The organism is Escherichia sp. 93.0816, assembly GCF_013368855.2.
In the GTDB taxonomy this organism is placed as follows: domain Bacteria; phylum Pseudomonadota; class Gammaproteobacteria; order Enterobacterales; family Enterobacteriaceae; genus Escherichia; species Escherichia ruysiae.
In genome coordinates this window covers 105,527-120,111 of the sequence record NZ_JABWNC020000001.1, presented here as the reverse complement: position 1 = coordinate 120,111, position 14,585 = coordinate 105,527, and the positions used below count along the sequence as shown (strand labels likewise).

Below are 14,585 nucleotides of genomic sequence, written 5' to 3'. Positions count from 1 at the left end.
GGCTATGCCGCGCAAAAACACATTTGAAGCCGGCACCACATGCGGCAGGTCAGTGTCGTTATGGCAAAAGCCTAAAGGCATTACCCGGCAGGGATAAGACGAAAAATCCGAGATTAGTTAACCATATATGAATCCAGTACCCGCGCAGCGTGAATATTTCCTCGACTCCATCCGCGCATGGTTGATGTTGTTAGGGATCCCTTTTCATATTTCTTTAATCTATTCAAGCCACACCTGGCATGTGAATAGCGCAGAACCGTCATGGTGGCTGACGCTTTTTAACGATTTCATCCACGCCTTCCGTATGCAGGTATTTTTCGTTATTTCCGGATATTTTTCCTACATGCTGTTCTTGCGCTACCCATTGAAAAAATGGTGGAAAGTGCGCGTTGAACGTGTAGGGATCCCGATGTTAACGGCTATTCCCCTACTCACCTTGCCGCAATTTATTATGCTGCAATATGTCAAAGGCAAAGCGGAAAGCTGGCCTGGGCTATCATTGTATGACAAATATAACACGCTGGCCTGGGAATTAATTTCGCACCTGTGGTTTTTACTGGTGTTGGTCGTTATGACGACACTTTGCGTATGGATATTTAAACGAATAAGAAATAATTTAGAAAATTCAGATAAAACGAATAAAAATTTCTCGATGGTTAAGCTATCGATACTATTTTTCTGTCTGGGAATTGGCTATGCAGCAATAAGAAGAACGTTATTTATCGTTTATCCACCCATATTAAGCGATGGCATGTTCAATTTTATTTTCATGCAGACGCTGTTTTATATGCCGTTCTTTATTCTCGGTGCGCTGGCTTTCATTTTCCCTAATCTTAAAGCCTTGTTTACCACACCGTCTCGTGGATGCACTCTCGCAGCAGCACTGGCATTTGTTGCTTATTTGCTCAATCAACGCTACGGCAGCGGCGATGCCTGGATGTATGAAACCGAGTCAGTGATCACGATGGTGCTCGGCCTGTGGATGGTGAATGTGGTCTTCTCCTTCGGCCACCGTTTGCTTAATTTTCAGTCGGCGCGGGTAACCTATTTTGTAAACGCATCGCTATTTATTTATCTGGTTCATCACCCGTTAACGCTCTTTTTCGGTGCTTACATCACTCCGCACATCACATCAAATCTGCTGGGTTTCCTCTGCGGTCTGATATTTGTGGTAGGGATTGCGATAATTCTGTACGAAATTCATTTACGCATTCCGTTGTTGAAGTTTTTGTTCTCCGGCAAACCGATCGTAAAACGCGAGAATGACAAAGCGCCAGCTCGCTAAACCATACTTACAATAACCATTCAACGGGCAATATTGACGCTAGTCTGACCATAACCCGCTTCCAGAAACTGGTGGCGGGTTCTTTTTTGAGGATAATTTCCTCCTTCCCATGGCGATCGACCCAGTTGATTCGTCCCCACCGATCCAGACGGAGCTGCCAGGCCGCATCATACTGGCTCTGAATAAAGCGTTTATCGATTAATTGTGCCAGCGTTTCGCTCTCTATCACGAAGCCCATTTCAGTATTGAGCAATGTTGAACGCGGATCGAAATTGAATGAGCCAATAAACACTATTTTGCCATCGACACTGAATGTTTTAGCATGAAGGCTTGCGCCGGAATTACCGGTTATACCGCGATCGTGCAACGTGCTGCTTTGTTCCCGCGTCGGTTTCAGTTCATATAACTCAACGCCATAGCGGAGCAATTTTTTGCGCCAGCGAGCATACCCGGCATGAACGACAGAGACATCGTTAGCGGCAAGTGAATTGGTTAAGATAGCTATCCTGACCCCTTTTCTGACCATTCGTAAAAGCTGCGCCACTCCCGCGCGCGTTGGCACAAAATAGGAAGAGATAATATCAATACGTTCGCTGGGTGAGCCCATGATATCAAACAGGCGCTGCGGTAACAGCGAATGCCGTTTTGCCTTGCCCTCCCCTTTTGCCGGATCATCACTTAATAAACGCGTTCTTGCCCAGATAAGCGGCAACGTTCCGTCAACCAGTTGATTTATAAATGGACTTAACTCCATTTGGCGCAAATAGCGATGTGTCTCGGTGTCGTTGTACCAGGACGCAGGTAGCTCAATACGGTCAGCCATTTCGCCATCGGGAACATCCAGCACCTGCTGCAATGGTGACACTGATTTGCAATACCAGTAGCGGGCGAAATCATCGGCAACGTCCTCAACAACCGGCCCTATTGCCAGAACATCTAAATCTGAAAAAAGTGGCTCTTCTCCCGCACCGAAATAGGCATCGCCAACGTTGCGCCCGCCCACCAACGTCACCACGCCATCAATAGTAAAACTTTTATTGTGCATACGACGGTTGAGGCGGGAAAAATCGGTGATATAACCAAGCGGACGTAACAGGCGAAAAGAGAAAGGATTGAAAAGTCGAACTTCAATACGCGGGTGACTATCGAGCAAGCGTAAAATATCATCAAGACCGGGAGTATTATTGTCATCCAGCAACAAACGGACGCGAACGCCACGCTTCGCTGCGGCTAACAGAGCCGAAAACAGCAATCGCCCCGACATATCGTCCTGCCAGATGTAATACTGAACATCCAGAGTATGCTCCGCCATTTCTGCCAGACGATATCGTGCAGCAAACGCATCCAGACTTTTATCCAGGGGGAAAATGCCGCACTGTCCAGGATGTTGCGAGCACAGTGGCAGCACCGCGCTCGCCAGCCGGGGCAAGTCATTCATCTCCTTGTTGGGTAAGGAGTCTTTCGTAGAGGTGGGCATTTTCTGCATCATAACAGACAAAGTATACCTGCTCAGGTAAAGCGTGACGGGTAATAAATTCTGAAACGGTTTTTACTGCGATTTCAGCCGCTGCAGCACGCGGGTAGCCATAAACGCCGGTACTGATGGCAGGAAAAGCCACTGTCGCATAGCCGTTTGCCGCTACCAGTCGTAGACTATTGAGATAGGCATCCTGCAATAACTGGTCTTCGTTTTGTTCGCCACCGCGCCACACAGGCCCAACGGTATGCACAACAGCTTTGGCGGGGAGATCGCCCGCAAGAGTAATAACTGCATGTCCCGTGGGGCAATCGCCCTGTTGCTGGCGAACTTTCAAACAGGCATCAAGCAGCGCCGGGCCGGCTGCGCGATGAATAGCACCATCAACGCCGCCGCCCCCCATTAGTGACGGATTAGCCGCATTAACAATAACATCAACGGCTAGTTTAGTAATATCACCCTGCACAACATGAATACGCGATTTCATAACGCCTCCTTACACCTCTTGTTTCTTAAGTGTACAGCAGTGTTTTTAGGTAAATCGCATTTTTCTTGTCAGCAACGTGAGTAGTTCAGAAACTTAGTTATATTCGATGTTCATCACAGCCAGCTTTTTCTGCTCATCAAGATACTGCACTTTTACTGAGGCAATTTGCGCATTTTTTACTTTGCCACTCATTAGCTCTTTGCTGGAATACGTTTTGCCCTGTACTGGACCATTTTGCATACAGGTCATTTCAACTGGCGTTTGCATCACGTCACACGCGGGTTCCACGATTTGACCATAAAAATGAATCACGCCACCTTGCGCATTGCTTTCCGCTGTTGCAAAGAAAGGAAAAACCAGGCTGCCGAGCATCAGGGAGTTTAACAACGGTCTGAACATCTATTCTGTTTCCTCAATGATTAATCATCCTTGAGGGGGTTATCCATGCTTTCAGGTTGGTCGATTCGCATCAGACCGTTCTCTTCCGGCTCGTTTTATGCTCAACTATCAATACATTAAGACTTTCCTGAAGAGGGCGGCCATTGTTGTGATAAATGAAGTGACTGTCCATCAGAAACCGTAACAACTATTTTCACCCGATCGTCCGGGGAAATATTTAAACTCAACTTCGTCAAGGCAATGGGTTGATTAGCGGGTAATGAAAGGGTCTTTTCTTGCTTCGTCTGACTTTGTCCCGAACTGCCTTCGCGTAGTGACAATATCTGAACCCGGCACAAGCATGATTGCGTCAGAGTAACTTCAGGAATAATGGTGTACATGTCACCTTGCTGAGTTGTATTAAAGGTTATCTGGCTGGAAAGCGCCGCGAGAAGTAATAACGCGTTCATACTATTCTCCCGAAAAAAAACAGGGCTTACGCCCTGTTTCTGTCATACAAATTCTGTATTAGTACTGATGAGCGGTCGCGTTGTTACCAAAGCCAACCTGAGTTACGTTGACGCTGGAGTTAGATGCAGTCTGGTCAACTGCTGCACCGTTGCCGCCACCGAACTGTTTAACAGTCATTTCAGAGTTTTTACCGTTCCACTGATCAAGAGTGGCGCTGTTACCGAAGCCACGCTGGGTCAGTTCAATTGAGCTGTCATCAGAACCTTGTCCAACGTCTGCACCGTTACCGCCGCCGTGCTGGGTAATAGTCAGATCAGAGTTGCGGGCATCAGCCTGCAATGCAACAGCAGAGTTACCGCCACCGTACTGGTAAATATTCAGCTCTGAATTCGGGCCGCTGTTATTGCCACCACCACCGTGGTTACCGCCGCCACCGCCGTACTGAGGAATAGAACCTGCCAGAGCGCTACCGGAGAATACGATTGCTGCAATTGCTGCTACTTTTAAAAGTTTCATGTAAAACCCCCATCGGATTGATTTAAAAGTCGAATGGAAATTAACGTTGTGTCACGCGAATAGCCATTTGCGACTGTCTCTGCACTACAATTGCCGTTTTTTGAGTACCATGCTGCGTAATATTTGCTTTATTACCAGAACCTTTCTGGATAATCATTGCAGTATTACCATATGCGCCTTGCGAAATACTGGCATCGTTGGCATTGCCCGCCTGATCAATATATGCAAGGTTATAATCTCCTGTCTGGTCAATCTTTGCCCGGTTGCTATTACCTTCTTGCGAAACAACCGACAAAAGTTTTGAGCCTCCCTGCCGTAACTGTGCACTATTATTAGTACCAGCTTGACCAACTATGGCTGCCTGATTAAATGAAGACTTACTCAATTCATTTACCGCTAAGTTATATTCTGAATTAGCTAAATCATAACCTGCTGCGGCTGCAATCCCAGGCGCACCCAGTATTGTTAACATCACAAATAACAATTTGTTTTTCATGTTGTCACCCTGGACCTGGTCGTACATTTAAGAAATTAAATCATTTCAACTTGGTTGTTAACGCAAACCGTTTTTTGTTAACGCTGCGTTACGATGGAAAGTATGTCTGCGGAAATATTTTTAATAACTCACCCGCGCGTTGTATTTTGCTTTTTTTGTTCATACCAAAGTATTAAAACTCCCGCAAATACGCTGTTATTTACGCAAAAATTATTTTGTTTTCTTTTAAAGTACCGTTTTTTGACAGCAAAAAATCAACTGTCGGCCTTCCTTCATGATTCGCGAAGATTACGTCGATATGTCTGTTTGACAAGCCGTGACAAACAGCGTCTTTTTACGGCAAAAATTTGTCCAAGGGCAACATCAGCGAAAGTAAGAAATTTTCACACGACAAAAGAACTATGTGGAAATAATTTTTATATGCATAATTATAGACTTAGCGTCATTTGTATGACTTTTTAAAATTGTGCAATAAAAGCCATATGTACAACTTTTCTATCAATTCTAAACTCCACAACCACGCTGCGTTAACATTTTAAAATTCCAGCTTACATTTTGTTACACGCTTAACACTTGATTTAAGATTTGTAATGGCTAGATTGAAATCAGATGTAATCCATTAGTTTTATATTTTACCCATTTAGGGTTGATTTATTACTACACACAGCAGTGCAACATCTGTCAGTACTTCTGGTGCCTCTATTTTATAAAGGCAGCTGTCAGGTGTGCGATTAATAAAAAAAGCGGGGTTTCATCATGTTTAATGAAGTCCATAGTATTCATGGTCATACATTACTGTTGATCACTAAACCTTCTTTGCAGGCGACCGCGTTATTGCAGCATTTAAAACAATCGCTGGCAATCACAGGAAAACTGCATAATATTCAACGTTCTCTGGACGATATATCTTCTGGCTGCATTATTCTGTTGGATATGATGGAAGCAGATAAAAAGCTCATTCATTACTGGCAGGATACATTAAGCAGAAAACACAACAACATTAAAACGCTGTTGTTAAATACTCCAGATGATTACCCGTACCGCGACATTGAAAACTGGCCGCATATCAATGGTGTTTTTTACGCCATGGAGGATCAAGAACGCGTAGTCAATGGGTTGCAAGGCGTCTTACGTGGTGAATGCTACTTTACGCAAAAGCTTGCCAGTTACTTGATTACACATTCCGGTAACTATCGTTATAACAGCACGGAATCAGCCCTCCTTACTCATAGGGAAAAAGAGATCCTTAATAAGCTGCGTATCGGCGCCTCCAATAACGAGATTGCTCGTTCGCTGTTCATCAGCGAAAACACGGTAAAAACGCATCTTTATAATCTTTTCAAAAAGATAGCAGTTAAAAACCGAACACAAGCGGTCTCATGGGCAAACGATAACCTCAGGCGATAAAGCCATGAAACGTTATTTATGCTGGATTGTAGCAGTAGAACTTCTCTTCGCTGCGGGAAATGTTCACGCCGTTGAAGTAGAAGTACCGGGATTGTTAACTGACCATACTGTTTCCTCTATTGGCCATGATTTTTACCGTGCCTTTAGTGATAAATGGGAAAGTGACTACACCGGTAACTTAACAATTAATGAAAGACCCAGTGCACGATGGGGAAGCTGGATCACAATAACGGTGAATCAGGACGTTATTTTCCAGACATTTTTATTCCCATTGAAAAGAGACTTCGAGAAAACTGTTGTCTTTGCACTGATTCAAACTGAAGAAGCACTAAATCGTCGCCAGATAAATCAGGCGTTATTGAGTACGGGCGATTTGGCGCATGATGAATTTTAAATAAAAATTTGTTCGGAGGCTGCAATGCGTGTCAAACATGCAGTAGTTCTACTCATGCTTATTTCACCATTAAGTTGGGCAGGAAATATGACTTTCCAGTTCCGCAATCCAAACTTTGGTGGTAACCCGAATAACGGCGCTTTTTTATTAAATAGTGCCCAGGCGCAGAACTCGTATAAAGATCCGAGCTATGACGATGACTTTGGTATTGAAACGCCATCGGCGTTAGATAACTTTACTCAAGCCATCCAGTCCCAAATTTTAGGTGGGTTGCTGACAAATATTAATACGGGTCAGCCAGGAAGAATGGTGACCAATGAATATATTGTTGATATTGCCAACCGCGATGGTCAATTGCAGTTGAATGTGACGGATCGCAAGACAGGACAAACCTCGACCATCCAGGTTTCGGGTTTACAAAATAACTCAACCGATTTTTAAGCCCCAGCTTCATAAGGAAAATAATCATGCAGCGCTTATTTGTTTTGGTTGCCGTCATGTTGCTGAGCGGATGCTTAACCGCCCCACCTAAAGAAGCCGCCAGACCGACATTAATGCCTCGTGCCCAGAGCTACAAAGATTTGACCCACCTGCCAGCGCCAACGGGTAAGATCTTTGTTTCGGTATACAACATTCAGGACGAAACCGGGCAATTTAAACCCTACCCGGCGAGTAACTTCTCCACTGCTGTTCCGCAAAGCGCCACCGCGATGCTGGTCACGGCATTGAAAGATTCTCGCTGGTTTATACCGCTGGAACGTCAGGGCTTACAAAACCTGCTCAACGAACGCAAGATTATTCGTGCGGCACAGGAAAACGGCACTGTCGCGGTAAACAACCGAATCCCGCTTCAATCGTTGACCGCAGCCAATATCATGGTTGAAGGCTCTATTATTGGTTATGAAAGCAACGTCAAATCGGGCGGTGTTGGGGCGAGATATTTTGGTATTGGTGCAGATACGCAATACCAACTTGATCAGATTGCCGTGAACCTGCGCGTCGTCAATGTGAGTACCGGTGAGATCCTCTCTTCGGTGAACACCAGTAAGACGATCCTTTCCTATGAAGTCCAGGCGGGTGTCTTCCGCTTTATTGACTACCAGCGGTTACTGGAAGGGGAAGTGGGTTATACCTCTAACGAACCGGTTATGCTCTGTCTAATGTCCGCCATCGAAACAGGCGTTATCTTCCTGATTAACGACGGCATCGACCGTGGCTTGTGGGATTTGCAGAATAAATCAGAGCGGCAGAATGACATTCTGGTGAAATACCGTCACTTATCAGTACCACCGGAATCCTGATACATAAAAAAGCCGGAGTTTATTCCGGCCCTTTACGATTCAATCTAAAGCGTGAGTGCTCCTCACGCTTTATTTTTGACTTGTTGCTCACGGTGAGCGGACTTAGCACTGCGCGCCGCCAGCCAAAGACCGCTGTTTTTCATTGCGTAACCAAACACCAGCCCAAGCGCCAGCGAAGGTAGTACCAGCTTCCAGTTCCCTTGCCCGGCAAACGTCGCACATGCGCCAATAAACGTCCCCGGAACAAACGACAACAATACCTGTTTCGCCTGAATGCACATCAGAAAAGCGACAATACCGGTTATGACATAACCGAGAATTTCCAGATGTGGTGCCAGAGCACTGCCGTAAATAATAACCATCGCCCACACCACGCCGCTAAGCAGTGTTGCAGCGGAAATAGCCAGCCCTTTTAGCCCACCTTGCGGACAGGCAAAGTAGGCCGTGCAGCCCAGGAAACCTGCCCAGCTAAGTAAGCCAAGGGAAACAGCCACCCAGCCCCAGATACCGGAGAGAATGCCTGTTGTGATTGCAATAGAGAGAAGTATGTTCATGCCGCGCATAATAGCAGAAAACGCGACTATGAATGAGATCGAGCACACATTTTATGCAACGGCTATATATAGATTGCAGTAATGAGTGACTCAGGTCACATTTATTCCTCTGATTCTTCCTCAAGTTCATCCCACATTGCGCTGATTGCATCGCGGGTCAGCGGTGCCATGGTGCGCCAGAAAGGTGTAGTCGCATGAGCCTCTACTTTTCCGAGAAATGCGCCGCACCAGGGCAACAGATACTCGCTAAACAGTGTTTCCAGAGCTTCGCTTTCATCCTCTGTTGACTGATCTTCCAGCCAGGAAGCGGCCAGCAGCAAAGTACCAATGTGATCGGCTGGCGTATCCGCTAACGGCATCCCGCGTTCAGAAAGGAAAGTACGGACTTCCGCTTCTGTGGCTCCCTCAACCCAGGTGCTGCGATAAGGTGAAACTGCGCATTCATCACCGACGAATAATGCATTGTAATCGGCAGAAACTTGCGCCATATCACAGCTTTTCTGCAAACGCGCCAGCAATTCATCCTGTTCCAGCGGCCAGTTCGCCGCCAGTTTCCCTTCACGAATTAAGGTAAACAGCGGAACCAGTAAAGGATCCTGCGGTTGACGGTAATAGAGCGAACCCAGCACACGACACAGGATAGAAAACTCGTTCATTAATTTATTTCCGTTAATAGCAATTAAAGATCAGCAAATTCCGCAATCGGCGCCATACCGCGAGATTCAAGGAAATTCAGCAAACGGCGTGGCGAAACATTCAATATTCTCTCTTCCGGAAAATCCACTGCGTCGAGGATCTTACGGCATTCTTCAAAATCGCCCATGGTAAAAGCGGTATGAGAATCCGATCCTAACGCGACCCAACCTCCGGCATCGCGCACCGCAGCGGCAACCGCACGGCAGTTATCTTCACTGCCCTTACGCGAATGTAAGAATGAGGAGTTATTGATTTCCAGCGCCACCTGATACTTAGCAGCAGCTTCAGCAACAGCTTTAAAATCAATTGGATATCGTGGATTTCCGGGATGGCTAACCACGTGCACATGCCCACTCGCCATCGCGGCAATCATGGCCTGAGTATTCGTAGCTTCATCATGCGGCGCAAAAACCGGTTCATGAAAACCAGCAATAATCAGATCCAGCGAGTCAAACATTTTGCCGCTGCAGTCAATTTCACCATCAATATTTTTGATATTGGCTTCGATGCCACGCAGGATCCCCACCCCATCGACGACTCGTGGCCAGATACGCATATTAATAAAGTGCCAGTGATGCGGTGCATCTTCCATATCAGGGCCATGATCGGTGATCGCAAAAAGTTTAATGCCTTTCTGTTTGGCCTGGGCAATGTAATCACTTAATGTGCTATATGCATGTGTACTGGCAACGGTATGCATATGAAGGTCGACGGGATACATAACTCTCTCCTGTATTCAATTCCCGCCAAGGATAGCAGGAATCCGTATGGTTTATTAGTAGCCTCGTACACGGTCGACTTGTCCGCTGACCGTCTTCCCTTTTTCGAGTTGTGTAATGGCGTGTGCAATGTACTCCACTGCTTCAACGGATCGGGTAATGGCTGCGACATGTGGTGTTATTGTCACGCGTGGATGTTGCCAGAGCGGGCTTTCCGGCGGTAAAGGTTCACGATTAAAAACATCCAGCATCGCCGCTTTAACTTTACCGCTATCCAGCGCCGCGAGCAGGTCATCTTCCACCACATGAACGCCACGCGCCAGGTTGAGGAGATATGCGCCATCCGGTAATTTTTCTAATAATTGTTGATTAATGATGCCGACGGTTTCAGGCGTATTCGGTAATAAATTAATTAATACACGGCATTGGCTCAAAAATTTGCCTAACTCTTCAGTTCCGGCAAAACTTTGTACGCCGGGCCAGCTTTTATGGCTACGGCTCCAGCAACGCAGTGGAAAACGCCAGGTCTGCAAGCTCTGTGCGACTTTACTGCCCAATACACCGGCCCCCAGGATGCCGATAGTAAAATCTTCCCGTTGATACTCAGGCAGAGGTTGCCAAAGCGAAGTATTTTGCTGCGCTCGATAATCGTCAAAACGTCTGAACCAATGGAGCACCTGACTGACAGCATATTCCTGCATTTGCTCGCCCATACCCGTATCTTCCAGGCGAAAAAGTGGAATAGACGGTTTCAGCATTTCAGGGTATGTCTGTAATTTACTCAAAATCGAATCAACGCCGGCACCTAATGCGAACACGGCCTTAAGATCACGACCTGCCAGCATTTCAACAGGTGGGTGCCAGACCAAAACATAATCCGCAGGATGATTATCACCGGTTTTCCATGCTCTGACTCTGGCCTGAGGAATAGCTTTACCCAGCGCATCAATCCACCAGGCGGTATCGAACACAGGATGATAAAAAATGATATCCATACTGACTCCCGAAAGCGGTTTTGCGGAATTTACCCGCGCTTATCATTATGATCTACAAAGCTCCTCAGCATAACAAATCCACTGCTGGTGGTAAAAAAAGCAAACTTTGCTTATTAAAGTTGCAGATTGATTGAAGTTTGAATAAACGCGCTATTTTTTTAAAAAGTTTGTTGACCTCAGGCCGTGATTTCCCTAAATTAGCGCCCGTTCCAGCAAGACAGGAACGACAATTTGGTGAGGTGTCCGAGTGGCTGAAGGAGCACGCCTGGAAAGTGTGTATACGGCAACGTATCGGGGGTTCGAATCCCCCCCTCACCGCCATCTCTTAAGAAGAGCTCGTACGAAAGTACGGGCTTTTTTTTCGCATATTGCACAACACCGGGGGATGAGAAACCCCGACCGGGGTTCGACAACTGGCGACAGCCAGTTGGACAGTCCGCGAACGCAGTGAGTGGACTGCCCGCAGGGCGAGCGAAGCGAGTCAATCCCCCCCCTCACCGCCATATTTTGAGAAGAGCTCGTATGAAAGTGGACTGCACCTTACTCAGCTGAGTGTCCAACTTTTGGGGTGCACTCCACGACAGAGCTCTGTACCATTAAAAATCTCAACTATAGGCATGTAGTGTACGTTGGCAAAGTGCCGAACGTACGCAATCCTCTTTACCGAATCGGACAATCCCGACCATTTCATCTTCTTCGAAACGTTCCAGCGCGTCACTTAATCCGGAGCGCACACCGCGAGGTAAATCGCACTGTGTAATATCTCCGTTAACAATAACCGTCACGTTCTCCCCGAGGCGGGTTAAAAACATTTTCATTTGCGCGGCAGTCACATTCTGCGCCTCATCAAGGATGACGACTGCATTTTCAAAGGTACGTCCACGCATATAGGCGAACGGCGCGATTTCGACCTTCCCTATCTCCGGTCGCAGGCAGTACTGCATAAAGGAAGCGCCCAACCGCCGGACCAGCACGTCGTAGACCGGACGAAAATAAGGAGCAAACTTTTCTGCGATATCTCCAGGTAAGAAGCCGAGATCTTCATCGGCTTGCAGAACCGGACGGGTGACGATAATCCTGTCTACATCCTTATGTATCAGGGCTTCTGCCGCTTTTGCCGCACTGATCCAGGTTTTACCACACCCGGCTTCGCCCGTGGCGAATATCAGTTGCTTACTCTCAATAGCCTTCAGATAGTGCAATTGCGCTTCATTTCGCGCGAGGATTGGCGAGGTATCACGACTGTCGCGAGCCATGCCAATGGCTTCTACGCCGCTCATCTGCACAAGCGAGGTGACCGATTCTTCTTCACGCTGTTTATGGCTGCGCGAATCCCGTCTCAGCACACGTTTTGCCTCGCGACGAGCTTTGATCACTGCTTTTTGTCTTCCCATGGAGAGCACCTTGAGTTGTTTGTATTCATCACACGCGCCGTTGGCAGCGCGATTATGCGCACGAACATCAGAGGGTTGGCTTCCTTGTAAGCCATAGTTTGCTTTTGGAGATAACACCGAAAACGGCTACGCGCACCGTTAAAGGCGTCGGTAACACGAATAAAGAAAGGAAGTGGGTAAAAATACAGAGTGACGAGGTGACTACCGGAGGAGAAATCTCCGCGAGTGGTGAAACGTTGCTTAACAAAACATTGTCCAGTACAGGACGTTACCATCCGCGATCTCCATAGTGACTGACTATCACTGCCGGGAACTACCGCTGTTACTTAATAAGTACAACAGTTTTTGCCTTTATTGCAACAATAAGTTTACTTATATTTAACCATAAACCACCATTTTGATGACATTAGTTTCTACTGGAAAGATGACAGAGTGATGACAGTGATGGAAAAAGCTGTGTGCTTTCAGCAGGATTCGCGGTGCTGGTAAAATGTGCCTTGTGCTTACCGGATGCGGCGTGAACGCCTTATCCTGCCTACCGATCCGCCACCGATTGTAGGCCTGATAAGATGCGCCAGCATCGCATCAGGCACCAGCGCACGAATGCCGAATGCGGCTAAACGCCTTATCCGCCTACCGATCCGCCACCGATTGTAGGCATGATAAGACGCGCAAGCGTCGCATCAGGCATCAGCGCACGAACGTCGGATGCGGCGTAAACGCCTATCCGCCTAAAAACATTAAACCCGCAATAATGCACTTCCGAGATAATCGTTCGCGTCCTTCACCCCTGGCAATGTAAAGAAATAACCGCCACCGATAGGTTTGACGTATTCCTCCAGCGCCTCGCCATTCAGTCTTTTTTGTACTGTCAGAAAGCCCTTTTCCAGATCGTGTTGGTAGCAAACGAACAGTAGCCCCATATCCAGTTGCCCGGAGTTGGTGACGCCCAGTGAATAACTGTAGCCACGGCGCAACATCAGGCTGGACTCACTCTCTGGCGTGCGTGGATTCGCCAGCCGGATATGGCTATCCAGCGCAATCACCTTCCCTTCAGGATCGCTGGCGTAATCGGGCACATCATGCTCGTGCTGCATTCCCAGCGGAGCACCGGTTTGCTTATCACGACCAAAAATCGTCTGCTGTTCTTTCAGTGGCGTTCTGTCCCAAAACTCCACCCGAAACTGAATCAACCGCACCGCCTGGTAGCTACCACCGATAGCCCAGGCAGGTTCCTGCTGATCTGCCGTGACCCACACCACTTTTTGCATCAACTTCGCATTATGGCTGTCGGGATTAGCAGTGCCGTCTTTAAAGCCCAGCAAATTAATCGGCGTCTCTTTGCCTTTACTACGCGCCGCATGATCGGAAATAAACCCTTCCCGCTTCCAGCGCACGCTGAGCAAATCTGGCGTGTGTTTAATAATATCGCGCAGCGCATGGATCACCGTGTCCTGGGTATTGGCGCAAATCTGTAGCAACACATCTCCATGACATAACGCTGCATCAAGCGAGTCGTTGGGGAAACGCGTCATCTTCTGCAACTTTTTCGGCATCTGTGGCGCAAGACCAAACCGTTCATCAAACAACGAGTGACCAACTGACAACGTGATGGTGAGATTATCAGGCGCAATGTAGCCGCCGAGAATGCCGGAATCGAGTGGCGGCAGGCGCGGATTTGGCGTTTCTGGTGCCGTTCCGCCCTGAGTCAGAAAAGCAAAACGCTGAGTCAACAAGCGAAACAATCGTTCAAGTTCAGCTTTATTGCTGGCAAGCACATCAAACGCCACCAGCATCATTGCGGCCTGCTGTGGCGTCACAATCCCCGCCTGATGTTCGCCATAAAACGGCTGTTTCTCATTGCGCGCATCCGGTGAAAGCGTACCCGGCGCACTTTGCGTTTTTTGTGCATGAGCGACCGGGCAACTCCCCGCCAGCGCCAGCGCGCCAATCCCTTTCAGTAAACGTCGGCGTGACGGTTCATTCACGCCGTTTTCATCTTCATACTGCATAAC

Annotated in this window: 17 protein-coding genes and 1 tRNA gene; 6 read left to right on the top strand and 12 right to left on the bottom strand. The window is 47.5% G+C overall.

The annotated features are described in order from the left end of the window. Positions 1-127 precede the first annotated feature (127 nt). Positions 128-1,285, top strand: coding sequence for a glucans biosynthesis protein MdoC (gene mdoC, locus HEM79_RS00580; protein WP_001070366.1), 1,158 nt, complete (start codon positions 128-130; stop codon positions 1,283-1,285). Positions 1,286-1,292: 7 nt separating this feature from the next. Here mdoC and clsC read toward each other — a convergent pair whose 3' ends face one another. The 6 genes from clsC to csgB all read right to left on the bottom strand — a co-directional run bounded on the left by clsC (position 1,293) and on the right by csgB (position 5,110). Next, the gene (gene clsC, locus HEM79_RS00575; protein ID WP_176241248.1) at positions 1,293-2,774 is read right to left on the bottom strand and encodes a cardiolipin synthase ClsC; all 1,482 of its coding nucleotides are present in this window, start codon (positions 2,772-2,774) and stop codon (positions 1,293-1,295) included. Beyond that, positions 2,716-3,249, bottom strand: coding sequence for an O-acetyl-ADP-ribose deacetylase (gene ymdB / locus HEM79_RS00570; protein ID WP_000842234.1), 534 nt, complete (start codon positions 3,247-3,249; stop codon positions 2,716-2,718). Before ymdB ends, clsC begins: the two co-directional genes overlap by 59 nt. A 93-nt stretch (positions 3,250-3,342) precedes the next feature. Continuing rightward, positions 3,343-3,648, bottom strand: a complete 306-nt coding sequence (locus tag HEM79_RS00565; protein ID WP_176241249.1) for a type 1 fimbrial protein — start codon at positions 3,646-3,648, stop codon at positions 3,343-3,345. Between the two features lie 116 nt (positions 3,649-3,764). Next, complete coding sequence (csgC, locus tag HEM79_RS00560; protein WP_000992819.1) at positions 3,765-4,097, bottom strand: curli assembly chaperone CsgC; 333 nt, start codon at positions 4,095-4,097, stop codon at positions 3,765-3,767. Positions 4,098-4,155: 58 nt separating this feature from the next. Continuing rightward, positions 4,156-4,614 (bottom strand): curli major subunit CsgA, encoded by a 459-nt coding sequence (csgA, locus tag HEM79_RS00555; protein ID WP_000771421.1) that lies wholly within the window; start codon positions 4,612-4,614, stop codon positions 4,156-4,158. A 40-nt stretch (positions 4,615-4,654) separates the two neighbouring features. Next, positions 4,655-5,110, bottom strand: a complete 456-nt coding sequence (gene csgB, locus HEM79_RS00550; protein WP_010345644.1) for a curli minor subunit CsgB — start codon at positions 5,108-5,110, stop codon at positions 4,655-4,657. A gap of 756 nt (positions 5,111-5,866) precedes the next feature. Here csgB and csgD point away from each other — a divergent pair. From csgD to csgG, 4 genes are read left to right on the top strand one after another with little or no spacing between them, the layout of a single operon-like run. Beyond that, complete coding sequence (gene csgD / locus HEM79_RS00545; protein ID WP_000481491.1) at positions 5,867-6,517, top strand: biofilm master transcriptional regulator CsgD; 651 nt, start codon at positions 5,867-5,869, stop codon at positions 6,515-6,517. Between the two features lie 4 nt (positions 6,518-6,521). After that, the gene (csgE, locus tag HEM79_RS00540; protein WP_000833234.1) at positions 6,522-6,911 is read left to right on the top strand and encodes a curli production assembly/transport protein CsgE; all 390 of its coding nucleotides are present in this window, start codon (positions 6,522-6,524) and stop codon (positions 6,909-6,911) included. A 24-nt stretch (positions 6,912-6,935) separates the two neighbouring features. Continuing rightward, positions 6,936-7,352, top strand: coding sequence for a curli production assembly/transport protein CsgF (gene csgF / locus HEM79_RS00535; protein WP_001264079.1), 417 nt, complete (start codon positions 6,936-6,938; stop codon positions 7,350-7,352). Between the two features lie 26 nt (positions 7,353-7,378). Further along, positions 7,379-8,212, top strand: a complete 834-nt coding sequence (gene csgG / locus HEM79_RS00530; RefSeq protein ID WP_001189336.1) for a curli production assembly/transport protein CsgG — start codon at positions 7,379-7,381, stop codon at positions 8,210-8,212. A 62-nt stretch (positions 8,213-8,274) separates the two neighbouring features. Here the strand turns inward: csgG and HEM79_RS00525 are convergent, their stop codons facing one another. The 4 genes from HEM79_RS00525 to ghrA all read right to left on the bottom strand — a co-directional run bounded on the left by HEM79_RS00525 (position 8,275) and on the right by ghrA (position 11,176). Next, on the bottom strand, positions 8,275-8,766 hold the full coding sequence (locus tag HEM79_RS00525; RefSeq protein WP_032147879.1) for a DUF1097 domain-containing protein: 492 nt from the start codon (positions 8,764-8,766) through the stop codon (positions 8,275-8,277). A gap of 101 nt (positions 8,767-8,867) precedes the next feature. Beyond that, a complete protein-coding gene (gene ycdY / locus HEM79_RS00520; RefSeq protein WP_001001896.1) occupies positions 8,868-9,422 on the bottom strand; it encodes a molecular chaperone YcdY in 555 nt (184 codons plus the stop codon). Positions 9,423-9,445: 23 nt separating this feature from the next. Continuing rightward, the gene (locus HEM79_RS00515) at positions 9,446-10,183 is read right to left on the bottom strand and encodes a phosphatase (RefSeq protein WP_000283652.1); all 738 of its coding nucleotides are present in this window, start codon (positions 10,181-10,183) and stop codon (positions 9,446-9,448) included. A gap of 54 nt (positions 10,184-10,237) precedes the next feature. Continuing rightward, a complete protein-coding gene (ghrA, locus tag HEM79_RS00510; protein WP_176241250.1) occupies positions 10,238-11,176 on the bottom strand; it encodes a glyoxylate/hydroxypyruvate reductase GhrA in 939 nt (312 codons plus the stop codon). A gap of 233 nt (positions 11,177-11,409) precedes the next feature. On the opposite strand from ghrA, the gene HEM79_RS00505 reads away from it, so the two are divergent. Beyond that, positions 11,410-11,497, top strand: a tRNA-Ser gene (locus HEM79_RS00505). Between the two features lie 284 nt (positions 11,498-11,781). Here HEM79_RS00505 and phoH read toward each other — a convergent pair. Then, positions 11,782-12,570 (bottom strand): phosphate starvation-inducible protein PhoH, encoded by a 789-nt coding sequence (gene phoH, locus HEM79_RS00500; protein ID WP_000533536.1) that lies wholly within the window; start codon positions 12,568-12,570, stop codon positions 11,782-11,784. Positions 12,571-13,310: 740 nt separating this feature from the next. Then, complete coding sequence (gene efeB, locus HEM79_RS00495; RefSeq protein WP_176241251.1) at positions 13,311-14,582, bottom strand: iron uptake transporter deferrochelatase/peroxidase subunit; 1,272 nt, start codon at positions 14,580-14,582, stop codon at positions 13,311-13,313. Between the last annotated feature and the right edge of the window lie 3 nt (positions 14,583-14,585).

Excerpts from the sequence above, each read along its gene's own strand:
- mdoC (WP_001070366.1), top strand. The coding sequence starts at position 128 with ATGAATCCAGTACCCGCGCAGCGTGAATATTTCCTCGACTCCATCCGC.
- clsC (WP_176241248.1), bottom strand. The coding sequence starts at position 2,774 with ATGATGCAGAAAATGCCCACCTCTACGAAAGACTCCTTACCCAACAAG.
- ymdB (WP_000842234.1), bottom strand. The coding sequence starts at position 3,249 with ATGAAATCGCGTATTCATGTTGTGCAGGGTGATATTACTAAACTAGCC.
- HEM79_RS00565 (WP_176241249.1), bottom strand. The coding sequence starts at position 3,648 with ATGTTCAGACCGTTGTTAAACTCCCTGATGCTCGGCAGCCTGGTTTTT.
- csgC (WP_000992819.1), bottom strand. The coding sequence starts at position 4,097 with ATGAACGCGTTATTACTTCTCGCGGCGCTTTCCAGCCAGATAACCTTT.
- csgA (WP_000771421.1), bottom strand. The coding sequence starts at position 4,614 with ATGAAACTTTTAAAAGTAGCAGCAATTGCAGCAATCGTATTCTCCGGT.
- csgB (WP_010345644.1), bottom strand. The coding sequence starts at position 5,110 with ATGAAAAACAAATTGTTATTTGTGATGTTAACAATACTGGGTGCGCCT.
- csgD (WP_000481491.1), top strand. The coding sequence starts at position 5,867 with ATGTTTAATGAAGTCCATAGTATTCATGGTCATACATTACTGTTGATC.
- csgE (WP_000833234.1), top strand. The coding sequence starts at position 6,522 with ATGAAACGTTATTTATGCTGGATTGTAGCAGTAGAACTTCTCTTCGCT.
- csgF (WP_001264079.1), top strand. The coding sequence starts at position 6,936 with ATGCGTGTCAAACATGCAGTAGTTCTACTCATGCTTATTTCACCATTA.
- csgG (WP_001189336.1), top strand. The coding sequence starts at position 7,379 with ATGCAGCGCTTATTTGTTTTGGTTGCCGTCATGTTGCTGAGCGGATGC.
- HEM79_RS00525 (WP_032147879.1), bottom strand. The coding sequence starts at position 8,766 with ATGAACATACTTCTCTCTATTGCAATCACAACAGGCATTCTCTCCGGT.
- ycdY (WP_001001896.1), bottom strand. The coding sequence starts at position 9,422 with ATGAACGAGTTTTCTATCCTGTGTCGTGTGCTGGGTTCGCTCTATTAC.
- HEM79_RS00515 (WP_000283652.1), bottom strand. The coding sequence starts at position 10,183 with ATGTATCCCGTCGACCTTCATATGCATACCGTTGCCAGTACACATGCA.
- ghrA (WP_176241250.1), bottom strand. The coding sequence starts at position 11,176 with ATGGATATCATTTTTTATCATCCTGTGTTCGATACCGCCTGGTGGATT.
- phoH (WP_000533536.1), bottom strand. The coding sequence starts at position 12,570 with ATGGGAAGACAAAAAGCAGTGATCAAAGCTCGTCGCGAGGCAAAACGT.
- efeB (WP_176241251.1), bottom strand. The coding sequence starts at position 14,582 with ATGCAGTATGAAGATGAAAACGGCGTGAATGAACCGTCACGCCGACGT.